At 66.3% G+C, this 19368-nt stretch carries 18 protein-coding genes and 1 other RNA gene; 10 read left to right on the top strand and 9 right to left on the bottom strand.

Annotated elements, in window-relative coordinates; translation table 11 throughout:
• Positions 1 to 15: 15 nt before the first annotated feature.
• Both bmt and CRO07_RS06100 read right to left on the bottom strand, forming a co-directional pair.
• Entirely contained in the window at positions 16 to 1023 is a 1008-nt protein-coding gene (bmt, locus tag CRO07_RS06105; RefSeq protein WP_097029828.1) for a betaine--homocysteine S-methyltransferase, read from the bottom strand.
• Between the two features lie 157 nt (positions 1024 to 1180).
• Positions 1181 to 1501, bottom strand: coding sequence for a DUF1476 domain-containing protein (locus CRO07_RS06100; protein ID WP_097029782.1), 321 nt, complete (start codon positions 1499 to 1501; stop codon positions 1181 to 1183).
• 342 nt (positions 1502 to 1843) lie between these two features.
• Between CRO07_RS06100 and CRO07_RS06095 the strand changes: the two genes are divergently transcribed.
• The 6 genes from CRO07_RS06095 to CRO07_RS06070 all read left to right on the top strand — a co-directional run bounded on the left by CRO07_RS06095 (position 1844) and on the right by CRO07_RS06070 (position 9865).
• Positions 1844 to 2593 carry a phosphoribosylaminoimidazolesuccinocarboxamide synthase gene (locus CRO07_RS06095; protein WP_097029781.1) on the top strand — a complete coding sequence of 250 codons (750 nt, stop codon included), beginning with the start codon at positions 1844 to 1846 and terminating at the stop codon, positions 2591 to 2593.
• A 14-nt stretch (positions 2594 to 2607) separates the two neighbouring features.
• On the top strand, positions 2608 to 2847 hold the full coding sequence (purS, locus tag CRO07_RS06090) for a phosphoribosylformylglycinamidine synthase subunit PurS (protein ID WP_097029780.1): 240 nt from the start codon (positions 2608 to 2610) through the stop codon (positions 2845 to 2847).
• A gap of 146 nt (positions 2848 to 2993) precedes the next feature.
• Positions 2994 to 3662: a phosphoribosylformylglycinamidine synthase subunit PurQ gene (gene purQ, locus CRO07_RS06085; protein ID WP_097029779.1), complete on the top strand. Its 669-nt coding sequence runs from the start codon at positions 2994 to 2996 to the stop codon at positions 3660 to 3662.
• Positions 3663 to 3709: 47 nt separating this feature from the next.
• Entirely contained in the window at positions 3710 to 5473 is a 1764-nt protein-coding gene (locus CRO07_RS06080; RefSeq protein ID WP_097029778.1) for a sensor histidine kinase, read from the top strand.
• 7 nt (positions 5474 to 5480) lie between these two features.
• A complete protein-coding gene (locus CRO07_RS06075) occupies positions 5481 to 6809 on the top strand; it encodes a sigma-54-dependent transcriptional regulator (protein ID WP_097029777.1) in 1329 nt (442 codons plus the stop codon).
• 476 nt (positions 6810 to 7285) lie between these two features.
• Complete coding sequence (locus CRO07_RS06070; RefSeq protein WP_097029827.1) at positions 7286 to 9865, top strand: Rne/Rng family ribonuclease; 2580 nt, start codon at positions 7286 to 7288, stop codon at positions 9863 to 9865.
• 202 nt (positions 9866 to 10067) lie between these two features.
• On the opposite strand, the gene CRO07_RS06065 is transcribed toward CRO07_RS06070, so the two are convergent.
• Positions 10068 to 10307: a sulfurtransferase TusA family protein gene (locus CRO07_RS06065; RefSeq protein WP_097029776.1), complete on the bottom strand. Its 240-nt coding sequence runs from the start codon at positions 10305 to 10307 to the stop codon at positions 10068 to 10070.
• A 190-nt stretch (positions 10308 to 10497) separates the two neighbouring features.
• Here CRO07_RS06065 and CRO07_RS06060 point away from each other — a divergent pair, with 190 nt between their 5' ends.
• The 3 genes from CRO07_RS06060 to CRO07_RS06050 are packed head-to-tail and all read left to right on the top strand — an operon-like array spanning position 10498 to position 13831.
• Complete coding sequence (locus CRO07_RS06060) at positions 10498 to 11244, top strand: cytochrome c biogenesis CcdA family protein (protein WP_097029775.1); 747 nt, start codon at positions 10498 to 10500, stop codon at positions 11242 to 11244.
• 32 nt (positions 11245 to 11276) lie between these two features.
• Positions 11277 to 12494, top strand: coding sequence for a hypothetical protein (locus CRO07_RS06055; RefSeq protein ID WP_097029774.1), 1218 nt, complete (start codon positions 11277 to 11279; stop codon positions 12492 to 12494).
• Complete coding sequence (locus tag CRO07_RS06050; RefSeq protein WP_097029773.1) at positions 12491 to 13831, top strand: cytochrome P450; 1341 nt, start codon at positions 12491 to 12493, stop codon at positions 13829 to 13831. Before CRO07_RS06055 ends, CRO07_RS06050 begins: the two co-directional genes overlap by 4 nt.
• Before the next feature lie 55 nt (positions 13832 to 13886).
• Here CRO07_RS06050 and CRO07_RS06045 read toward each other — a convergent pair whose 3' ends face one another.
• The 6 genes from CRO07_RS06045 to CRO07_RS06020 all read right to left on the bottom strand — a co-directional run bounded on the left by CRO07_RS06045 (position 13887) and on the right by CRO07_RS06020 (position 18204).
• Entirely contained in the window at positions 13887 to 14102 is a 216-nt protein-coding gene (locus tag CRO07_RS06045) for a ribbon-helix-helix domain-containing protein (RefSeq protein WP_097029772.1), read from the bottom strand.
• Positions 14099 to 14347, bottom strand: coding sequence for a DUF4169 family protein (locus CRO07_RS06040; RefSeq protein ID WP_097029771.1), 249 nt, complete (start codon positions 14345 to 14347; stop codon positions 14099 to 14101). Before CRO07_RS06040 ends, CRO07_RS06045 begins: the two co-directional genes overlap by 4 nt.
• The gene (gene fumC, locus CRO07_RS06035; RefSeq protein WP_097029770.1) at positions 14347 to 15741 is read right to left on the bottom strand and encodes a class II fumarate hydratase; all 1395 of its coding nucleotides are present in this window, start codon (positions 15739 to 15741) and stop codon (positions 14347 to 14349) included. The genes CRO07_RS06040 and fumC overlap by 1 nt, the downstream gene beginning before the upstream one ends.
• Before the next feature lie 159 nt (positions 15742 to 15900).
• Positions 15901 to 16350, bottom strand: a complete 450-nt coding sequence (locus tag CRO07_RS06030; RefSeq protein ID WP_097029769.1) for an SspB family protein — start codon at positions 16348 to 16350, stop codon at positions 15901 to 15903.
• Between the two features lie 223 nt (positions 16351 to 16573).
• Positions 16574 to 16927, bottom strand: a transfer-messenger RNA (tmRNA) gene (gene ssrA / locus CRO07_RS06025).
• 230 nt (positions 16928 to 17157) lie between these two features.
• Positions 17158 to 18204, bottom strand: coding sequence for an extracellular solute-binding protein (locus tag CRO07_RS06020; RefSeq protein WP_097029768.1), 1047 nt, complete (start codon positions 18202 to 18204; stop codon positions 17158 to 17160).
• A 164-nt stretch (positions 18205 to 18368) separates the two neighbouring features.
• Here CRO07_RS06020 and CRO07_RS06015 point away from each other — a divergent pair, with 164 nt between their 5' ends.
• Positions 18369 to 19358: an MDR family oxidoreductase gene (locus CRO07_RS06015; protein WP_097029767.1), complete on the top strand. Its 990-nt coding sequence runs from the start codon at positions 18369 to 18371 to the stop codon at positions 19356 to 19358.
• Positions 19359 to 19368: the final 10 nt, after the last annotated feature.

Genomic DNA, 19368 nt, shown 5'->3' with positions numbered 1-19368 from the left:
CCCCCGGCGCGTTCGTCAGCCGCGCCGCCGCCGCCGCTCGCGCGCGGGCCCGGCATCGTCCGACCCGTCCGACGCCGAGGAAAACCCGCCCAGCCGTTCCGAGATCGTCTCAAGCGAGGGCCGCGGCCCCTTGGGGCGGCTTTCCAGCGCCGCGCGCATCGCCTTCAGATGCTCGGGCATCGTCCCGCAGCAGCCGCCGATGATCCGCGCGCCCGCGTCGCGCGCCAGCACGGCATATTCCGCCATGAGCTCCGGCGTGCCATCATAGTGGATGTGGCCATCGTGATATTTCGGGATGCCGGCGTTGCCCTTGGCGATCACCGGAATCTCGGACCCCTGCGCGGTAAAGCCCAGCACCGTGCGCAGCAGGTCGGATGCCCCCACGCCGCAGTTTGCGCCGAAGGCCAGTGGCGGGTTGGGCAGCTTGCCCACCAGATCGACCAGCGCCCCCGGCGTCAGCCCCATCATGGTGCGCCCGGCGGTGTCGAAACTCATCGTGCCGCACCAGGGCATCCCGGCCAGCCGTGCCGCCTCGGCCGCGGCCTTGTATTCCTCGGATGCCGAGATCGTCTCGATCCACAGCACATCCGCGCCGCCAGCCTTCAACGCCTCGGCCTGTTCGTGAAAGATCTCGACCGCGACCTTGTGGGTCAGTGTGCCCATCGGCTCGAAGATCTCGCCCGTCGGCCCCATCGAGCCCGCGACGACCACCGTCCGCCCCGAGGCATCCGCCACCTCGCGGCCCAATTCGGCCGCGACGCGGTTCAACTCGCCCACCCGGCCCTGTGCATCATGCAGCTTCAGCCGCGCCGCATTGCCGCCGAAGCTGTTGGTCAGGAAGATGTCCGACCCGGCCTCGACCGCGAAGCGGTAAAGGGTGCGGATATTGTCCGGCCGGTCGATGTTCCACAATTCCGGCGGCTCGCCCGAGGACAGGCCCATGTTGAAGAGGTTGGTCCCGGTCGCGCCATCGGCCATAAGCCAGTCGCGGTCCTGAAGCAGGCGGGAAAGGGCGTCGGTCATCTGATCCTCGCACGGTCGGAAGTCTGGCAGCCGCCTGTTGCGGCCCGTCGCGCGAAGCTTTGCCATGCGGCGCCGGCGCAGGCAAACCCATATTGTTCATCATCTTCTTGAGCGAGGGCACCCTTTGGCCCCCGCCCCGGCGTCGTCCGCCCCGGTATCAGAGGCCGGTTTCGGCCATCAGCTGTGCCTTGGCCACCGGCATCATCTCGGCCATCTTGGCGCGGATCGCCTCGGGGGTTGCCTTGTCGCCCAGATCGGCGACCAGCTTCGCGATCACATCCTCGATCCCCGGCTCGTGCAGGTCGTGTTCGACCACCGAACGGGCATAGGCCTGCGCCTCGTCTTCGGCCTTGCCCAGCAGTTCGGCCGCCCAGAGGCCGACAAGCTTGTTGCGGCGGGCCTCTGCGCGGAACTGCATCTCGGCGTCGTGGGCGAACTTGGCCTCAAAAGCGCGCTCGCGATCGTCATAGGTGGTCATCGCCGGGTCCTCCGCATGAAATCTCTTTGCCCCTGATATGCCTGCACCGACTGGCCGCCGCAAGTGGGCGCGCGGCCGCGGGCGCGCGTGCGCCTGCGTGCGCGGATCGCCGCCCGCGTCAGCGCGGCGCCCCAAAGCGGGGGCTTGCGGCCTTGCCCCCATGGCGTGTGCGCCTTGCAGCCCTGCCGATGGTGTGCGCCTTGCGGCCCTGCCGATGCTGTGCGCCTTGCGGCCTTGCCGATGGTGTGCGCCTTGCGGCGCGGGGCGGCTTGGCTTATAGGCCAATTCAACCGGAACGGGGTGCGATCGACGCGCCCCCTTCGTCGTTCGATCGGAGAGTGCATGGCGCGTCGCAAGAAGGTCTACGAGGGCAAGGCCAAGATCCTCTACGAGGGGCCCGAACCCGGGACGCTGATCCAGTACTTCAAGGACGATGGCAATGCCGGCTCGAACACGGCTTCGACCGGGCTTGAAGGCAAGGGCGTTCTGAACAACCGGCTGTCGGAATTCTTCATGTCCGGCCTGAACGGCATCGGCGTGCCGACCCATTTCATCCGCCGCATCAACATGCGCGAACAGCTTGTGCGCATGGCCGAGATCATCCCGCTGGAAGTGGTGGTCCGCAACTTCGCCGCCGGCGGCATCTCGAAACGCCTTGGCATTCCGGAAGGCACGCCGCTGCCGCGCCCGATCGTCGAATATTACTTCAAGGACGACAAGCTGGGCTGCCCGCTGGTGTCCGAGGAACATATCATCGCCTTCGGCTGGGCCAGCCAGCAGGATCTGGACGATGTCGTGGCGCTGGCGCTGCGCGTGAACGACTTTCTGTCGGGCGTGATGATGGGGGTGGGCATCCGCCTCGCCGATTTCCGCATCGAGGTCGGCCGGATCTGGGAAGGCGATTACATGCGCCTGATCGTGGCCGACGAGATCAGCCCCGACAGCTGCCGGCTGTGGGACGTGCGCAGCGAAGGCGAAAGCCCCGCCCGCGAACCCGGCCCGCTTCAGGATGTCTATACCGAGCTTGCCCGCCGCCTTGGCGTGCTGCCCTCGAACGTCACCCACACCACCAAGCCCACGCTTATCAACTGAAAGGCCCTGCCGCGATGAAAGCCCGCGTCCATGTCATGCTGAAGGATGGCGTCCTCGATCCGCAGGGCGAGGCGGTGAAACACGCGCTTGGCACCCTTGGGTTTTCGGGCGTTGCCGGCGTCCGTCAGGGCAAGGTGATCGACCTTGACCTGACCGCGACCGATGCCGCCGCCGCCGAAGCCGAAGTGCGCGTCATGTGCGAAAAGCTGCTTGCCAATACGGTGATCGAAAAGTTCACCGTCGAGATCCTCTGAATCTCGGGCCGGCTGCGCCCGCGCTGACGACATGACGGCGCGGGTGCTTCCCGCGCCGGTCCATTTGCGCTATCGGGGGGCAGTCCTTCCCCGTCCTGTCCTTCCCTTCCCTTCCCCCCGCCCAGATCCCAGCCGGAGTGCCGCCGATGAAAGCCGCCGTCATCACCTTTCCCGGGTCGAACTGCGACCGCGACCTTGCCGTGGCCTTCGAGGCCGCCGGCGCCGAGGTGGTCCGGGTCTGGCACAAGGATACCGACCTGCCGGCGGGCGTCGACGTGGTGGGCGTGCCGGGTGGCTTTTCCTTCGGTGATTACCTGCGCTGCGGCGCGATTGCCGCGCGCTCGCCCATCGCGGGGGCGATGATCCGGCATGCGGAACGCGGCGGCTATGTGCTGGGGATCTGCAACGGCTTTCAGGTGCTGACCGAAACCGGCCTGCTGCCGGGGGCGCTGATGCGCAATGCCGGGCTGAAATTCATCTGCCGCCCGGTGGAACTGTCGGTCGCGACCGCCGACAGCGCCTTCACCGCGGGCTGGGCGGTAGGCGATGTGGTGCGTTTCCCGATCGCACACCACGACGGCAACTATACCGCCGACCCGGACACGCTGGCGCGGCTGCGGGCCGAGGATCGGGTGGCCTTCACCTATCTGGAAAACCCCAACGGCTCGATGGCTGATATCGCGGGGGTGCTGTCGGACAACCGCCGCGTGCTGGGCCTGATGCCGCACCCCGAACGCGCCGTCGATCCGGCGCAGGGCGGCACCGACGGCATGGGGATGTTCCGCTCGCTTCTGGGCGCGATGGCGCTGGTGTGATCGCCCGGCGCTTGTTGCGCTGATCGTGGCGCAGTAGGTTCCCGCCCATGCAGGACGCGGCCTTCCAGACCGAAGCAGAGCCGGCGCCACCGGGCAACGGCTGGCGCTTGCGGATCGCCGTGGGGCTTCTGGTCATCCTGGCCGTGGTGACCGTGCTGGTCACCAACCGCTGGATGAGCGAACGCTTTACCGATTCGACACGCAGCCGGGCCGAACTGCGCCTTGCGCTGTATTCCGGCAACCTGCTGACCGAATTGCAGCGCACCTCGGTCGTGCCCTTGTTGCTGGCGCGTGACCCGGCGCTGATCGGGGCGCTGGGCTCGGCCGAATTCTCGTCGACATCGCAGCGGCTGATCTCGTTTCAGGCCGAGATCGGCGCCGCCTCGATCCTGCTGCTGGACAAGGACGGCCGCACCGTCGGCGCGACCAACCGCAACCTGATCGGCACCAGCCACCGCGCCGCGCCCTATTTCATCGATGCGCAACGCAACCGCGACACGGTGTTCACCTCGGCGCTGCGCGAGCAGGGGATGTTCGATTTCACCTATTCGCGGGCCGTTCTGAACGACAACCGCATGGTGGGGGTGATCGTCGTCGCGGTCGATCTGATGAAATACGAACGCGCCTGGGCCGGGCTTCAGGATGCGGTGCTGGTCACGGACAGTCAGGGCATCGTGATCCTGTCGACCGAACCGCGCTGGCGCGGGCTGACGATCCCGCAGGCGCTGGCCGCGCGCGATGCGCCCTCGGCGATCCGGCGGGCGTTGCAGGCCACCGCCGACTGGGCGCAGCAGCCGCCCGACGCCTATCTGAAGGGCGAGGCGGTGATGAAGACCGAATCGCGGGTGCCGTTCCGCGGCTGGCGCATCGTGACCTTCACCGCCTATGATTCCGTGCGCGAACGGGTGAACGGCATCCTTGCGCTGGAGATCATGGGCTTTGCCATTCTGCTGGCGCTGACCTTCTATCTGCTGTCCCGCAAGGCCTATTCGCAAAGCATGTCGTTTCAGCGCGAGTCGGCGGAACTTCGCCTTCTGAATGCGCGTTTGCAGCGAGAGATTGCCGAACGCGAAAAGGTGCAGAAGGATCTGGCCGTGGCGGAGCTGACGCTGGCACAATCGTCCAAGCTTGCCGCGCTGGGCGAGATGTCGGCCGCTGTCAGCCACGAACTGAACCAGCCGCTGGCCGCGATGAAGACCTATCTGGCGGGTGCGAAACTCTTGTTGCAGCGGCGCCGGACGGAAGAGGCGCTGTCCTCGTTCCAGCGGATCGACGACCTGATCGAGCGGATGGGCGCGATCACCCGGCAGTTGAAATCCTATGCCCGCAAAGGCGGTGAGGCGTTCGAGCCGGTGGATATGCGCCATTGCGTTTCCTCGGCGCTGTCGATGATGGAACCGCAGTTGAAGATCCGCGTGGTGCGGATCAGCCGTGCCATGCCGCGCCAGCCGGTGATGGTGATGGCCGACAAGCTGCGGCTGGAACAGGTCATCATCAATCTGCTGCGCAACGCGCTGGATGCGACGAAAGACATCCCCTCGGCGCAGATCGACATCCTGCTGTCGGCCGGCGAGACCGCAACGCTGACCGTCCGCGACAATGGGCACGGGATCGAAGACCTCGACAACCTGTTCGAGCCTTTCTACACCACCAAGAAACCGGGCGAGGGGGTGGGCCTTGGCCTTGCGATCTCGTCGGGTATCGTGACCGACCTTGGCGGGCGTCTGACCGCGCGCAACGCGGAAAGCGGCGGCGCAGTGTTCGAGGTGCAGCTGCCTATCCTGGGTTCAGACGTGAAAGCAGCCGAGTGAGGTATCAATGGCCCGTGCGATGAAAGTGGCGATCGTCGATGACGAAGCCGACATGCGGCAGTCGATCAGCCAGTGGCTTGCGCTTTCGGGCTTTGACACCGAAACCTATGCCAGCGCCGAAGAGGCGCTGAAAACCCTTGGCGCGGATTTTCCCGGCGTCGTGGTGTCCGATATCAAGATGCCCGGCATGGATGGCATGACCTTCCTGAAAAAGCTGATGAGCATGGACAGCGGCCTGCCGGTGATCCTGATCACCGGCCATGGCGATGTGCCGATGGCGGTTGAGGCGATGCGCGTCGGCGCCTTCGACTTTCTGGAAAAGCCGTTCAACCCCGACCGGATGACGGAACTGGCCAAACGCGCCACCCAGCAGCGCAAGCTGACGCTGGACAACCGGGCGTTGCGACGGGAACTCTCTGACGGGACGGTGCTGATGAAGAAGCTGATCGGCACCTCGCCGGTCATGGAGCGCCTGCGCGAGGATATCCTGGATCTGGGGCAGGCCGACAGCCATGTGCTGATCGACGGCGAGACCGGAACCGGAAAGACGCTGGTGGCGCATGCGCTTCACGCGGTGGGGGCGCGGGCCGGGCGCAAGTTCGTGACGATTTCCTGTGCCGCCTGGTCCGAGGATCAGTTGTCGGCCAAACTGTTCGGCCCGACCGAGGACGGCCAGCTTCCGCTGGTCGAGGAAGCCCGGGGCGGGACGCTGTGTCTTGAAGATATCGAGTCGCTGTCGCATCCGCTGCAATCGCGGCTGCTGACTGTCATCAACGAACAGGGCACCCCGCCCGAAACCCGGATCATCGCGATCTGCAACGAACACGCGCCGGATACGACGCTGGAAAACGTCCTGCGGTCCGACCTTTATTACCGGCTGGGCGCCATGACCATCGTGCTGCCGCCGCTTCGGACGCGCGGCGAGGATATCCTGACGCTGTTCACCCGCATGTCGGAACAGTTCGCCGAGGAATATGGCTGCGAGGCGCCGCAGGTGACCGCACAAGAGGCCGCCCAGCTGCTTCAGGCGCCCTGGCCCGGCAACGTGCGCCAGCTTGTCAACATCGCGGAACGCGCGGTGTTGCAGAACCGGCGCGGATCGGGCTCGATCGCGTCGCTCTTGATGGCCGACAACGAAGCATCAGGCCCGGCGCTGACCACCGAGGGCAAGCCGCTGAAGGATTACGTCGAGGCGTTCGAGCGGATGCTGATCGACAACACCATGCGTCGGCACAAGGGTTCGATCGTGGCGGTGATGGAGGAGTTGTGCCTGCCGCGCCGGACCCTGAACGAGAAAATGGCGAAATACGGGCTAAGCCGCGCCGATTACGTCTGATTTTCCGGGATAATCCACCCAAGCGTGGTCATGGCGGCGGCACTCGACCAATGGTTGAGTTGCTCCGCCAAAAATAGGCCATTGTGTTTTGCCCGTCCCTGCCGCTAATGTCGCACCTACGCGGGTTTCGCCTGATGATGGCAGATGTCCGCGCGCCAGTTTCGCTGCCGTGCGCGCAATCGGGGCCAAGGGTCCGAAAGCGCAGCCGCGTGCAGATCTCCGGGGTCGCAAGGCCCCACGTTCGCCCGCAGGTCTTCAGACTGATCGGGCCATTTCAATGGGCGCCCGACTTGCGCCCGGGATCATAGAACCGCGATGAGCCGCGCCGATCGATTGCCAGACTGCACGAGGGGCCCCTGCGGCCCCGCGCTTTCTGGCCCCCGGCGCCGCCTCGCCCGAACAAGCCACCACGCACAATGGACCTTTGCCGGGGCTCGCCCCGGCCCAAGCCTGTTGTCCGGGTGCCATGGAACCAGATGGCCAAGAAAATGCTTATCGATGCCACCCACCCCGAGGAAACTCGGGTCGTGGTGGTCGACGGAAACAAGGTCGAGGAATTCGATTTTGAAACCGTCAACAAGCGGCAGATCGCCGGAAACATCTATCTCGCCAAGGTGACGCGGGTCGAACCCTCGCTTCAGGCGGCTTTCGTCGATTACGGCGGGAACCGGCACGGCTTCCTGGCCTTCGCCGAGATCCATCCCGATTACTACCAGATCCCGATGGCCGACCGTAAGGCGCTGCTCGAGGAAGAGCGCGCCTTCAACCGCGCCGAGGACGATGAGGATCAGGGCCGTTCGCGCCGCCGTCCACGTCCGCAGGCCGCCGATGCCGTGCAGGGCGGCAATGTCGCCGGCATGGATGTGGTTGATCTGGGCGAAGAAACCGGCGCCGATGCGCTGTATGAGGTTGACGCGACCCAAAGCCCTCAACCCGATGGCGATGAGGGTGAAAAGCCCTGGAAAGCCGTCGATCACGCCTCGGACACCGACGATGAGATCGAATCGGTCGCCGATGAGGATCTGTCCGAGGAAATTCCCCCGCCACGCAAGCCGCGGTCGCGTCGCTACAAGATCCAGGAAGTGATCAAGGTGCGCCAGATCATGCTGGTGCAGGTGGTCAAGGAAGAACGCGGCAACAAGGGCGCGGCTCTGACCACCTATCTGTCGCTGGCGGGCCGTTATTGCGTGCTGATGCCGAACACGGCGCGGGGCGGCGGGATTTCCCGCAAGATCACGCAGGCCGCCGACCGCAAGAAGCTGAAGGAAATCGCCGCCGAACTTGAGGTTCCGGAAGGCGCGGGCCTGATCATCCGCACCGCCGGCGCCAAACGCACCAAGCAGGAAATCCGGCGCGATTATGAATATCTGCTGCGTCTGTGGGAACAGATCCGCGAACTGACGCTGAAAAGCATCGCCCCCGCCCCGATCTACGAAGAGGGCGACCTGATCAAGCGCACGATCCGCGACCTGTTCAACCGCGAGATCGAGGAAGTTCTGGTCGAGGGCGAGGCCGGCTATCGCACCGCCAAGGATTTCATGCGGATGATCATGCCGGCGCATGCGCGGCAGGTGATCCGCTATGATGAGCCGATGCCGCTGTTCGCCCGCTATCAGGTGGAAAGTTATCTTTCCGGCATGTTCAACCCGGTCGTGCAGCTGAAATCCGGCGGCTATATCGTCATCGGCGTGACCGAGGCGCTGGTGGCGGTCGACGTGAACTCTGGCCGGGCGACGAAGGAAGGCTCGATCGAGGAAACCGCTCTCAAGACCAACCTTGAAGCCGCCGAAGAGGTGGCGCGTCAGTTGCGTCTGCGCGACCTTGCCGGCCTGATCGTGATCGACTTCATCGACATGGAAGAGCGGAAGAATAACGCCGCCGTCGAGAAGCGTCTGAAAGACAAGCTGAAAACCGACCGCGCGCGGATTCAGGTCGGCCGCATCTCGGGCTTTGGCCTGATGGAGATGAGCCGCCAGCGCCTGCGTCCGGGGATGCTGGAATCGACCACGCAGCCCTGCGCGCATTGCCACGGCACCGGCCTGATCCGGTCCGATGACAGCCTTGCCTTGCAGGTTCTGCGGCAGCTGGAGGAAGAAGGCACCCGCAAGCGGTCGAAAGAGGTGCTGCTGCGCGCCCCGATCGCGGTGGTCAACTTCCTGATGAACCAGAAGCGCGAACATATCGCGATGATCGAGGCGCGCTATGGCATGGCGGTCCGGGTCGAGGCCGATCCGTCGCTGTCCAGCCCCGATTATGTGATCGAAAAGTTCAAGACCGCGACCCGCGTGGTGCCGGAAACCGTCAAGGTGATCTCGGGCAGTGCCGATCTGATGGGCGCTCCGGTCGACGAGCCCGAAGATGACTGGGTCGAGGAAGAGCCCGAAGTCATCGTCGAAGAGGCCGAGGACATCGTGGCCGAGCTTGCCGAGGGCGCGCCGTCCGAAGGTCAGCCGAAGAAGAAGCGTCGTCGTCGGCGGCGCCGTCGCGGCGGGCCCAATGCGGTGAACGGCCCGAACGGCCTTGAATCGTCCGATGGCGAAGGCGACGACGAGGATGAGGACGAGGACGAAGGCGCCGAGTCGGAGGCCGTCGAGGCGGAAGAGGTTGCCGCGCTGCCGGTGATCGAGCCCGAAGTCCCGGCCGAAGCTGAACGGCCGTCCGTGGCCGAGCCTGCCGCTGAACCCGCGCCCGAACCGATCGAGGAACCGGCACCGAAGAAGCGCACGCGCACCCGGACCCGCAAGGTGGCCGAACCTGCCGCCGAACCGGCCCCGGCCGCCGAAGAGCCGGCACCGAAAAAGCCCGCCCGCAGCCGCACGCGCCGCAAGCCTGCCCCCGAGGAGGTGACGGCCGAGGTTACGCCTGCGGCCCCGGCCCCCGAAGCCACTCCGGCCGCCGAACCCGCGCCTGCCCCCGAACCCACGCCTGCCCCGGCCCCGGTGACTGCCGCCCAGCCGGCCCCGCTGTGGGAAGCCACGCCCGAACCGCAGCCCGAGCCCGAGCCCGAGGACGATTCCAAACCCCGTCGCCGTGGCTGGTGGTCGATCGGCCGCTAAGGCAGGGGGCTGCCGGCCCCTCGATGGAACCGACAACAAAGGGCGCCCGTGGGCGCCCTTTCGTTTTGCGGCCATGGCCGTGCCGAAAACCCGCGCGCCAGCAGCCGGTTGCGATAGTGTTACTCTGTTTCGTCCCCATGTGCGCCGGGAAGGCTCGACCGAAGGGGGCAACCCATGCGCCCTGCGGGCGCGCTGCCCGCCGTCACACCCCTCGGGCGTTGCGGCGGATGTGCCACAGCGTCAACGGCCCGCGACCGTCGCGGCTCAGCACCTCGTGCCCGGTTTCGGCGCAGAAATGCGGCAGGTCGATCACCGCCATCGGATCGGTGGTGCTGACCCGCAGCACCGCGCCCGGCGCCATTGCCATCAGCCGCTTGCGCACGCGCAGCACCGGCAGCGGGCAGATCAGGCCCTCGCAGTCGAGATCCTCGTCGAAATGCATCGCCCGTCCGCCCCATCGGCCCCGTCCGCGCCGATATTGCGCGGGATCAACGCGGGGCCACCCGCGCCGCGCGATACGCGCCCTGTCGGTTCCCGTCAATCGCCCGGCCGTTCTCCACGTCAATGTGAGACGGCGGCGGGTGACGGCGGTCCAAGGACCGGCTAGGAGTCGGACGACCAAAGGAGCGCATATGTTCGGGATCGACCTCATCGATGCGGGGCTTCTGCCCGCCATGCTGATCGCGCTGGTGGCGGGGGTGCTGTCCTTCCTCAGCCCCTGCGTGCTGCCGATCGTGCCGCCCTATCTGGCCTATATGGGCGGCATCAGCATGAAGGATCTGGGCAGCGGCGCCGCTCGCGGGCCGGTGCTGGCGGCGCTGTTCTTCGTGATGGGGCTGTCGACGGTCTTCCTGTTCCTGGGCTTTACCGCCTCGGCCTTCGGCGCCTTCTTCCTGTCGAACGCCGAGACGTTTTCGACCCTCGCCGGGGTGATTGTCATGGCGTTCGGCGCCCATTTCATCGGCATCTACCGCCTGCGCTTTCTGGATCGCGAGATGCGGATGGATGCGGGCGACCGGGGAGGCTCGGCCTTCGGGGCCTATGTGCTGGGGCTGGCCTTCGCCTTCGGTTGGACGCCCTGCATCGGGCCGCAACTGGGCGCGATCCTGACCCTTGCCGCGTCCGAGGCCAGCATTGCCCGCGGCACCACGCTGCTTGCGACCTATGCCGCGGGGCTTGGGCTGCCGTTCCTGCTGGTTGCGGCGTTCTTTCCGCGCCTCTCCGGTCTGATGGGCTGGATGAAACGCCATATGGAGCGGATCGAGCGGATGATGGGCCTGTTGCTTTGGACCATCGGGCTTCTGATGCTGACGGGGGGATTTTCCAGTTTTTCCTACTGGCTGCTTGAAACCTTCCCGGCGCTGGCCCGGCTGGGCTAGTCTGAAGCCTCGTCGCGCCCCGAGGACCGCCCATGGATCTATTGACCGAACCGAAGCTGAAGCGCCCGTTCCGACGCCGGGTGTTCTATGTGCCGGGCTATGATCCGTTCCATCCCCGCCGCTACCGCGAGCTTTACCGCCGCCATGCCGCCGCACAGGCCGAAATCTCGGGCTATGCGGTGACCCTTGGGCCGCGGACGACGCCCGGCCCCTATGGCTGGCATGTCTCGGGGGGGATGGAGGGCGGATTCACCGAAACCGACATCGAGGTTCTGGTCTGGTCCGACATCGTGCGCCAGTCGATGGATCACGGGATCTTGGCGACCTATCTTCAGCTTTTGCGCACGGTCGGGGTCTATGTCGGGTCGGGCGCGCTGTTCCGGCTGATGCGGTTGCGCAAGGGGCCGGTGCTGGCGGCGCTGTATCCGATCGTGATGCTTCTGGCGCAGCTTGGGCTGGCGCTGGCGCTGGGGTGGCATGTCGTGGACATCGTGGGGCTGATCTGGCCTCCGCTGGGCTGGCTGGCGGGGGCGGGCGCGGCGGTGGCGCTGCTGCGCTGGTTCCGAGCCAAGGACGCGGTCTTTTTCGCCTATTACCTGATGCATGATTTCGGCCATGTCGCGCAGACCCGCGGTGCGGTCGCGCCCGATCTGGCCGAACGCATGGCCCGCTTTCGCGCCGCCATATCCGAGGCGATGCACAGCGACGCGGATGAGGTTCTGGTGGTCGGCCATTCCTCGGGGGCGCATCTGGCGGTGTCGATTCTGGCCGATCTGATCCGCGCGGGCCTGCCTGCGCGGCGTCCGGCCCTGGGACTTCTGACGCTGGGGCAGGTGGTGCCGATGGTGTCGTTCCTGCCGCGGGCGGGCCGGCTGCGGGCCGATCTGCACTTTCTGTCGGCGCGGGATGAACTGACATGGGTCGATGTGACCGCGCCCGGCGATGGCTGCGCCTTTGCGCTGTGCGATCCGGTGGCGGTGTCGGGGGTGGCGCCGGAGGGCAAACGCTGGCCGCTGGTGATTTCGGCCGCGTTCAGCCAGACCCTTTCGCCCGAACGCTGGCGGGCGCTGCGCTGGCGGTTCTTCCGGCTGCATTTCCAGTATCTCTGCGCCTTTGACCGGCCGGGGGATTACGACTATTTCCGCATCACCGCGGGCCCGATGACGCTGGCCGACCGCTTTCGCGGCCGCGCACCGTCCAATAGCCGCATTGACCGTGCGGTGTCGGGCTACATAACCATGGGCGCATGATCCCGCCCAAGCCCGCCAGCCGCCCCGACCGCGTGTCGCTTCTGCGCCACATCCTGCTGTTCCGGCGCGACATCCTTTCGTCGCAACCCGCGCGGCTTTACCGGGCCTGGATGGCCGAGTTCCGCACGCCGTTCTTCCGCAGCTATCTGTGCAACGACCCCGCCCTGATCCGCCGTGTCCTGCATGACCGCCCCGAGGATTTCCCCAAATCCGACCGCGTCCGTGAAGGGCTGGCGCCGCTGCTGGGGCAGTCGGTGTTCGTGACCAATGGCGAGCTGTGGAAGCGTCAGCGCCGCATCATCGACCCCGCGTTCGAAGGCGGCCGGCTGCGCGATACCTTTCCTGCCATGGTGGCGGCCGGGCAGGCGGCGGTGGCGCGTCTGGGCGGCGTGGCCGAGGCCGAGGCCGAAATGAGTCATGCTGCCGCCGACGTGATCTTTCGCACGCTGTTCTCGATCCCGATCGAGAACGAGGTGGCGCAGGCGGTCTTTCACCAGTTCCGCGATTTCCAGCGCACGCAGCCGCTGCTGAACCTTGCCGCCTTCCTGCGGCTGCCGCGCTGGCTGCCGCGGCTGCATCGCCGGCGAACGCTGAAAACGGCGGCGACGATCCGCGACCTGATCGCCCGCCTGACCGAAGAGCGCGCCGCCGCCATCGCGGCCGGCACCGCGCCCGACGATCTGGCGACCAAGATCATGACCACCCGCGATCCGCTGACCGGGCAGACCTTTTCGACCTCCGAGATGGTCGATCAGGTCGCGATCTTCTTTCTGGCCGGGCACGAAACCTCGGCCTCGGCGCTGGCTTGGGCGCTGTATCTGCTGGCGCTTGCCCCCGAGGTGCAGGACCGCGTCGCGACCGAGGCCGAGGCGCTGGGCGACACCCCCGATTTCGCGGCGATGGGCCGGCTGAAACTTGGCCGCGACGTGTTCCGCGAGGCGCTTCGCCTTTATCCCCCGGTGCCGATGATGGTCCGCGAATCCCGCTGCCCCGAAGAGATGCGCGGCCGCAGCGTCGCCCCCGGTGCGCAGATCGTGCTGTCGCCGTGGCACCTGCACCGGCACGAACGGATCTGGGCCGATCCCGACGCCTTCGACCCCGACCGCTGGCAGACGCAGGCGGGCCGCGACTGCGCGCGCGAGGCGTGGCTGCCGTTCTCGGCCGGGCCGCGGGTCTGTACCGGCGCCGGTTTCGCGATGATCGAGGGGCCGCTTTTGCTGTCGATGATCGTTCGCGCCTTCCGCATCCTGCCGGTCGAAGGACGAGTGCCGGTTCCGGTTGCGCATCTGACCGTGCGCTCGGCCGACGGGATCTGGTTGCGGTTTCAGCCGCGATAGGATCGGTCCCGGCAACCGATGCGCTGCGGCCCTGCCGACGGGTCTGGCCGCGGTTTCAGCCGCGATAGTGGCGCAGCACGAAGACCCGGATCGCCGAGGCGAGGCCCACGTCAGGTTCGCGTCCGTCGTCCACTTCGGCGGCCAGCGCGTTGACTGGCTGCCCGCGCGCGGCGGCGATGTCGCGGAAGGCGCGCCAGAACTCGGCTTCCAGCGAAACGCTGGTGCGGTGGCCGTGCAGGGTCAGCGAATGTTTCTCGGGGCGGCCACTCATTGCGGGCGGTCGTCCGGATCGTTGGCCGGGGTGGCGCCGGGGGGATTGGTGGCGGGGGATATCGGCGCTGGCGCCGCGCGGCGGTGGGCGTCAAGGTCGGCGCGGGCCTTGTCAGCCCGCGCCTGTTCCAACTCGCGTTCGGCCTTGGTGCGGCCGAACTTCGCCGCATTCTCGTCGCCCTTCCGGCGGCGGGCGTCGCGCGCCGCCGCCTTGCGCCTTTCGCGAAGGTTGACGATCTCGGCCATCAGCCCTTGGGGCCGATCATGTCTTCGGGGCGCACGATGCGGTCAAAGGTTTCGGCATCGACATAGCCCAAGGCAATCGCCTCTTCGCGCAGCGTGGTGCCGTTCTTGTGCGCGGTCTTGGCGACCTTGGTGGCGGCATCATAGCCGATGGTCGGCGCCAGCGCCGTCACCAGCATCAGGCTTTCCTTCATCAGCTTGTCGATGCGCGCCGTATTGGCCTGCGTGCCCACCACCATGTTGTCGGTGAAGCTGCCCGCGGCATCGCCCAGAAGCTGCATGGATTGCAGCACGTTATAGGACATCATCGGGTTGTAGACGTTCAGTTCGAAATGGCCCTGCGATCCGGCGAAGCCCACGGCCGCGTCGTTGCCCATGACATGGGCGCAGACCATGGTCAGGGCCTCGGCCTGGGTCGGGTTGACCTTGCCCGGCATGATCGAGCTGCCGGGTTCGTTTTCCGGCAGGATCAGCTCGCCCAGACCCGAGCGCGGGCCCGAGCCCAGAAGCCGCATGTCGTTGGCGATCTTGAACAGGCTGGCGGCGACCGTCTTCAGCGCGCCCGAGAACATCACCATCGCATCATGCGCGGCCAGTGCCTCGAACTTGTTTTCGGCGGTGACGAAGGGCAGGCCGGTGATCTCGGCGATCTTGCCAGCCACGCGGGTGTCCCAGCCCACGCGGGTGTTGAGGCCGGTGCCGACGGCAGTTCCGCCCTGCGCCAGTTCGTAGATGTCGGGCAGGCAGGCCTTCACGCGGGCGATGCCCTTTTCCACCTGCTTGGCATAGCCCGAGAATTCCTGACCCAAGGTCAGCGGCGTCGCGTCCTGCGTGTGGGTGCGGCCGATCTTGATGATGTCCTTGAATTCCTCGGATTTCGCCAGAAGTGCTGCGTGCAGCTTTTCCAGCCCCGGCAGCAGCACGTCGCGCGCCATCATGCCGATGGCCACATGCATCGCGGTGGGGAACGTGTCGTTCGAGGACTGCCCCATGTTGACATGGTCGTTCGGGTGAACAGGCTTCTTCGAGCCCATCACGCCGCCCAGCATCTCGATCGCGCGGTTCGAGATCACCTCGTTCGCGTTCATGTTCGACTGCGTGCCCGATCCGGTTTGCCAGACCACCAGCGGGAAGTTGTCGTCGAATTTTCCGTCGATCACCTCGGTCGCGGCGGCGGCGATGGCCTGGCCCAGTTCAGGTGTGATGTCGCCCTGATCGATGTTGACCAGCGCACAGGCCTTCTTGATGACGCCCAGCGCGCGGATGATGGCAACGGGCTGGCGTTCCCAACCGATGGGGAAGTTCTGGATCGAACGCTGGGTCTGCGCGCCCCAGTATTTGTCGGCGGGAACCTCGAGCGGGCCAAAGCTGTCGGTTTCGGTGCGGGTGGCGGTCATGCGAGGCAAGCTCCGTTGATGTGCTGCCAGCGTCTTAGGAAGAAGCGGCGTGGAAATCAATCGGTGTGCCGTGGCATGCGGGGGAAGGGGGGGCTTCTGCCCCCCGTCTCCGGCAAGGGCCGGAGACTCCCCCCGAGGATATTTGGGCCAGCGTGAAGGTTACTTGCGGAACTTGTCGAGGCTGACCACCTGTGCGTCGTGGCGCGGCGGTTCGTCATCGTCGTCAGGTTCGGCTTCGGTGTCGTCATCCTCGTCGTCGTGGGTTTCGAAGCGCAGGCCGAATTCGACCGACGGATCGACGAAGGTGCGCATGGCATCGAAGGGGATCACCAGCGGTTCGGGCTGGTTGCCGAAGTTGAGGGTCACCGCAAAGCCGCGGTCGTCCACCGACAGGTTTTCATACCAGTGCTGAATCACCACGGTCATTTCCTGCGGGTAGCGTCCGCGCAGCCAGTCGGCCATTTCGACATCGGGGTGGGTGGTGTCGAAGGTGATGAAGAAATGGTGCGCCCCCGGCAACCCATGCTCGGCCACGTCGGCAAGCACACTTTGGATCAGGCCCCGCATCGCGCGGTGCATGAGGTTGCCGTAGTCGATGGAACGCGCCATGCCGGATCCTCTTTCCGTTTCGGGGTCAGCATAGGGGATTCGGATTGGAAGGGAAGGGGGCGGCGCGGGCGATTTTCCGCTTTGGCCCGCAACCTGTGGGTGCAACCCCTTGCGCAGGAGAGGGGCGGGCGCTGTGTCGGCGGTTGTGGTCTTGGCTGCGCGGTTTGATCCCGACGGGTGTCGGATGGCGGCGGGTGCCGGTCTGGTCTTGCGGAGAGGGGAAAGTGCAGGTTTCTGTTGCCAGGTACCTGCGAACCCCGCCTTACGCGGCTAAGCGCAAGGGCTTAAGTTTCGATCGCTCGAACTGCTTACGCAGCCAGAGCCATCGGAGCACGGTTGTCGTTGGCAACTGTACTTTTCGGACCGATAACGGTGGTACCTCACCGGGACAAAGCAACCCCTTTAGACGTTCGTCGATCCTGTTTCGGCCCCCTCCGCCCCCAACGAGGGAGTTTTGGTGGAGCCGCCGGGTACCGCCCCCGGGTCCGATCCGCTTATGACGAGCGCGTTTATGCCCATAGTCCGGATTGCTCCGGACAGGGCGAATATAGGGCGGGGGCATGGGGTGTGCAAGGGTGGCGCCGGGGCCGTGGCATCGCGCGTATCGGCGGGCGGTGGTGACGGTCAAGCGCGCTGTGGCATCGCGCGTATCGGGCTTGCGCTGCCGGCACGCGCCGGCCCGTCTTGCCAGCAGGTGCTTTGCCCCTTTTGGTCGAAGGATCGGCGTGATCCGCGCATCGGCTGTGGCGCCGATGCCGTCTTGGGTGGCGCGCCCGGACGGGTCCGGGCGCGGGCATTGGCGAGGGATCAGAAGCCCGACTTGATCTTTTCGAACTCTTCCAGCATCCGGTCGCGCATCTTGGCATCAAGCGGGTTTTGCGCCAGCAGCGTCGCGTTCACCGGCGCCAGTTCCGCGGCCTTGATATCTTCGGCCGGGATCTCGGCCATCGCGGCATCGTTGGAATGGGCATAGCCATGGCTGGCCAGCAGCGATTTCGCCGAGCTGTGAGCGAGCCACGCGTTCATGAAATCATAGGCCTTGTCTTCGCTACCGGGGGCGTCCTTGAAGTTGACGTAGCCGCAGAAGAAGGTGGCCGAGCCTTCCTTGGACTCACGCTGGAAGCCGACGGGGAAGCCTTCCTGCCGCATCAGTGCGATGGCGTCGTTCCAGGTCCAGGCCAGTTGCACCTCGCCGGTGGCCATCAGTTGTGCCAGTTCCGACGGGTCGGCCCAGTAGGCGCGGACGTTCTCATGCGCCTGCCGCAGCCAGGCGGCGCCGGCCTGGAACTGTTCTTCGGTCAGGTTGGTCCAGTCCGAGACGCCCGTTGCCAGCAGTGCAAGCGACCAGATGTCGTCGGTGTTGTCAGGCAGCGAGATCCGGCCGGCATATTTCGGATCAAGGAAGATCTGAACCGAGGCGACATCTTCGGGCGGCACGGTCTCGGTGTTGTAGGCAAGTGCGGTGTAGGCGTAGTCGGTCGGGATATACCAGACGCCCTGATCGTCCGAGAAGATCTTCGATTCCTTGAACCGCTGCGGCAGGTTCGCGTATTCGGGGATGCGGCTGACGTCCCACGGCTCGATCAGGTCCGCGTCGCGGTATTTCGACACCATTTGCGAGCAGGGATGCGCGACATCCGCCTTGAACCCCGAGGCGACCTTCTGGAACGCTTCGTCGTCGTCGCCATAAAGCGCATAGGTCGGCATCTGGCCATGTTTGGCGACATAGTCCGAGACGAGGCTTTCGCTTTCGAAGCTCGCCCAGTCGAACACGATCAGATCGGGATCGGCGGCGGCGGCGGGCAGGGCCACGGCTGCGGCAAGGCTGGCCAGAAGGGAAATGCGACGGATCATGGAAGCTCCTTCGATCGTGGGTCTGTGGCGGGTCCGGGCTGGCCGGGGGATGAAGGAACGCTAGAATAGGCCCGGGGTTCGCTCAAGCACAGAATCAGCGTGTGGCTGGAACGGCTTGTCGGGCCGGTGTGGGCGGGATGGCACTGAACGCGAGGGGTGGGAACATGTTTCGGGCGCTGGTGGTCGAGAAGGATGCCGCAGGTGCAACGCGCGCCGTGGTGCGGGAACTGGAGGACTCCTGCCTGCCAGAGGGCGAGGTGACGGTTGCGGTCGAATACTCGACCCTGAACTACAAGGACGGGCTGTGCCTTGGGGCGGGGGGCGGTCTGGTGAAGGTCTGGCCGCATGTGCCGGGGATCGATTTCGCGGGGCGGGTGGAAAGCTCGGCTGACCCGCGGTTTCAGCCGGGGGATCGGGTGGTGCTGACCGGCTGGCGCGTCGGGGAAATCCGCTGGGGCGGGTATGCGACGAAGGCGCGGGTGAAGGCCGACTGGCTGGTGAAGCTGCCCGAGACGCTGACGACGCGGGCGGCGATGGCCGTGGGCACCGCCGGGTTGACGGCCATGCTGGCGGTGATGGCGCTTGAGGATCACGGGCTGGTGCCGGCATCGGGCGAGGTGCTGGTGACGGGGGCCGCGGGGGGTGTGGGCTCGGTTGCGACGGCGATTCTTGCGGCGCGGGGCTACCGGGTGGCCGCGGTGACCGGGCGGCCCGAGACGGCGGACTATCTGCGTGGTCTGGGTGCCGCACGGATCGTTCCGCGCGAGGATCTGGCCGAAACGGTGAAGCGCCCATTGGAATCAGAGACCTGGGCCGGCTGTGTGGATGCGGTGGGCGGCGCGATGCTGGCCCGCATTCTGGGGCAGATGGCCTATGGTGCCTCGGTTGCGGCGGTGGGGTTGGCCGGTGGGGCGGCGCTGCCGGCGACGGTTGTGCCGTTCATTCTGCGCGGGGTGAACCTGCTGGGCATCGACAGCGTGATGCGCCCCTTGCCCGACCGGGTGCGGGCATGGGCGCGGATTGCCACCGAACTGCCGATGGACAAGCTTGAGGCGATGGTCCGTCCGGCCACGCTGGCCGATCTGCCGGCGCTGGGCGAGGCGATCCTGAAGGGCGGCGTGCAGGGCCGGGTGGTGGTGGATGTGACGGCCTGAGCGTCGGGGC

The organism is Cereibacter ovatus (assembly GCF_900207575.1).
GTDB classification, from domain to species: Bacteria; Pseudomonadota; Alphaproteobacteria; order Rhodobacterales; family Rhodobacteraceae; genus Cereibacter_A; species Cereibacter_A ovatus.
The sequence above is the reverse complement of the archived record's forward strand: the minus strand, read 5'-3'. Positions and strand labels throughout refer to the sequence as shown.

Excerpts from the sequence above, each read along its gene's own strand:
- bmt (WP_097029828.1), bottom strand. The coding sequence starts at position 1,023 with ATGACCGACGCCCTTTCCCGCCTGCTTCAGGACCGCGACTGGCTTATG.
- CRO07_RS06100 (WP_097029782.1), bottom strand. The coding sequence starts at position 1,501 with ATGACCACCTATGACGATCGCGAGCGCGCTTTTGAGGCCAAGTTCGCC.
- CRO07_RS06095 (WP_097029781.1), top strand. The coding sequence starts at position 1,844 with ATGGCGCGTCGCAAGAAGGTCTACGAGGGCAAGGCCAAGATCCTCTAC.
- purS (WP_097029780.1), top strand. The coding sequence starts at position 2,608 with ATGAAAGCCCGCGTCCATGTCATGCTGAAGGATGGCGTCCTCGATCCG.
- purQ (WP_097029779.1), top strand. The coding sequence starts at position 2,994 with ATGAAAGCCGCCGTCATCACCTTTCCCGGGTCGAACTGCGACCGCGAC.
- CRO07_RS06080 (WP_097029778.1), top strand. The coding sequence starts at position 3,710 with ATGCAGGACGCGGCCTTCCAGACCGAAGCAGAGCCGGCGCCACCGGGC.
- CRO07_RS06075 (WP_097029777.1), top strand. The coding sequence starts at position 5,481 with ATGGCCCGTGCGATGAAAGTGGCGATCGTCGATGACGAAGCCGACATG.
- CRO07_RS06070 (WP_097029827.1), top strand. The coding sequence starts at position 7,286 with ATGGCCAAGAAAATGCTTATCGATGCCACCCACCCCGAGGAAACTCGG.
- CRO07_RS06065 (WP_097029776.1), bottom strand. The coding sequence starts at position 10,307 with ATGCATTTCGACGAGGATCTCGACTGCGAGGGCCTGATCTGCCCGCTG.
- CRO07_RS06060 (WP_097029775.1), top strand. The coding sequence starts at position 10,498 with ATGTTCGGGATCGACCTCATCGATGCGGGGCTTCTGCCCGCCATGCTG.
- CRO07_RS06055 (WP_097029774.1), top strand. The coding sequence starts at position 11,277 with ATGGATCTATTGACCGAACCGAAGCTGAAGCGCCCGTTCCGACGCCGG.
- CRO07_RS06050 (WP_097029773.1), top strand. The coding sequence starts at position 12,491 with ATGATCCCGCCCAAGCCCGCCAGCCGCCCCGACCGCGTGTCGCTTCTG.
- CRO07_RS06045 (WP_097029772.1), bottom strand. The coding sequence starts at position 14,102 with ATGAGTGGCCGCCCCGAGAAACATTCGCTGACCCTGCACGGCCACCGC.
- CRO07_RS06040 (WP_097029771.1), bottom strand. The coding sequence starts at position 14,347 with ATGGCCGAGATCGTCAACCTTCGCGAAAGGCGCAAGGCGGCGGCGCGC.
- fumC (WP_097029770.1), bottom strand. The coding sequence starts at position 15,741 with ATGACCGCCACCCGCACCGAAACCGACAGCTTTGGCCCGCTCGAGGTT.
- CRO07_RS06030 (WP_097029769.1), bottom strand. The coding sequence starts at position 16,350 with ATGGCGCGTTCCATCGACTACGGCAACCTCATGCACCGCGCGATGCGG.
- CRO07_RS06020 (WP_097029768.1), bottom strand. The coding sequence starts at position 18,204 with ATGATCCGTCGCATTTCCCTTCTGGCCAGCCTTGCCGCAGCCGTGGCC.
- CRO07_RS06015 (WP_097029767.1), top strand. The coding sequence starts at position 18,369 with ATGTTTCGGGCGCTGGTGGTCGAGAAGGATGCCGCAGGTGCAACGCGC.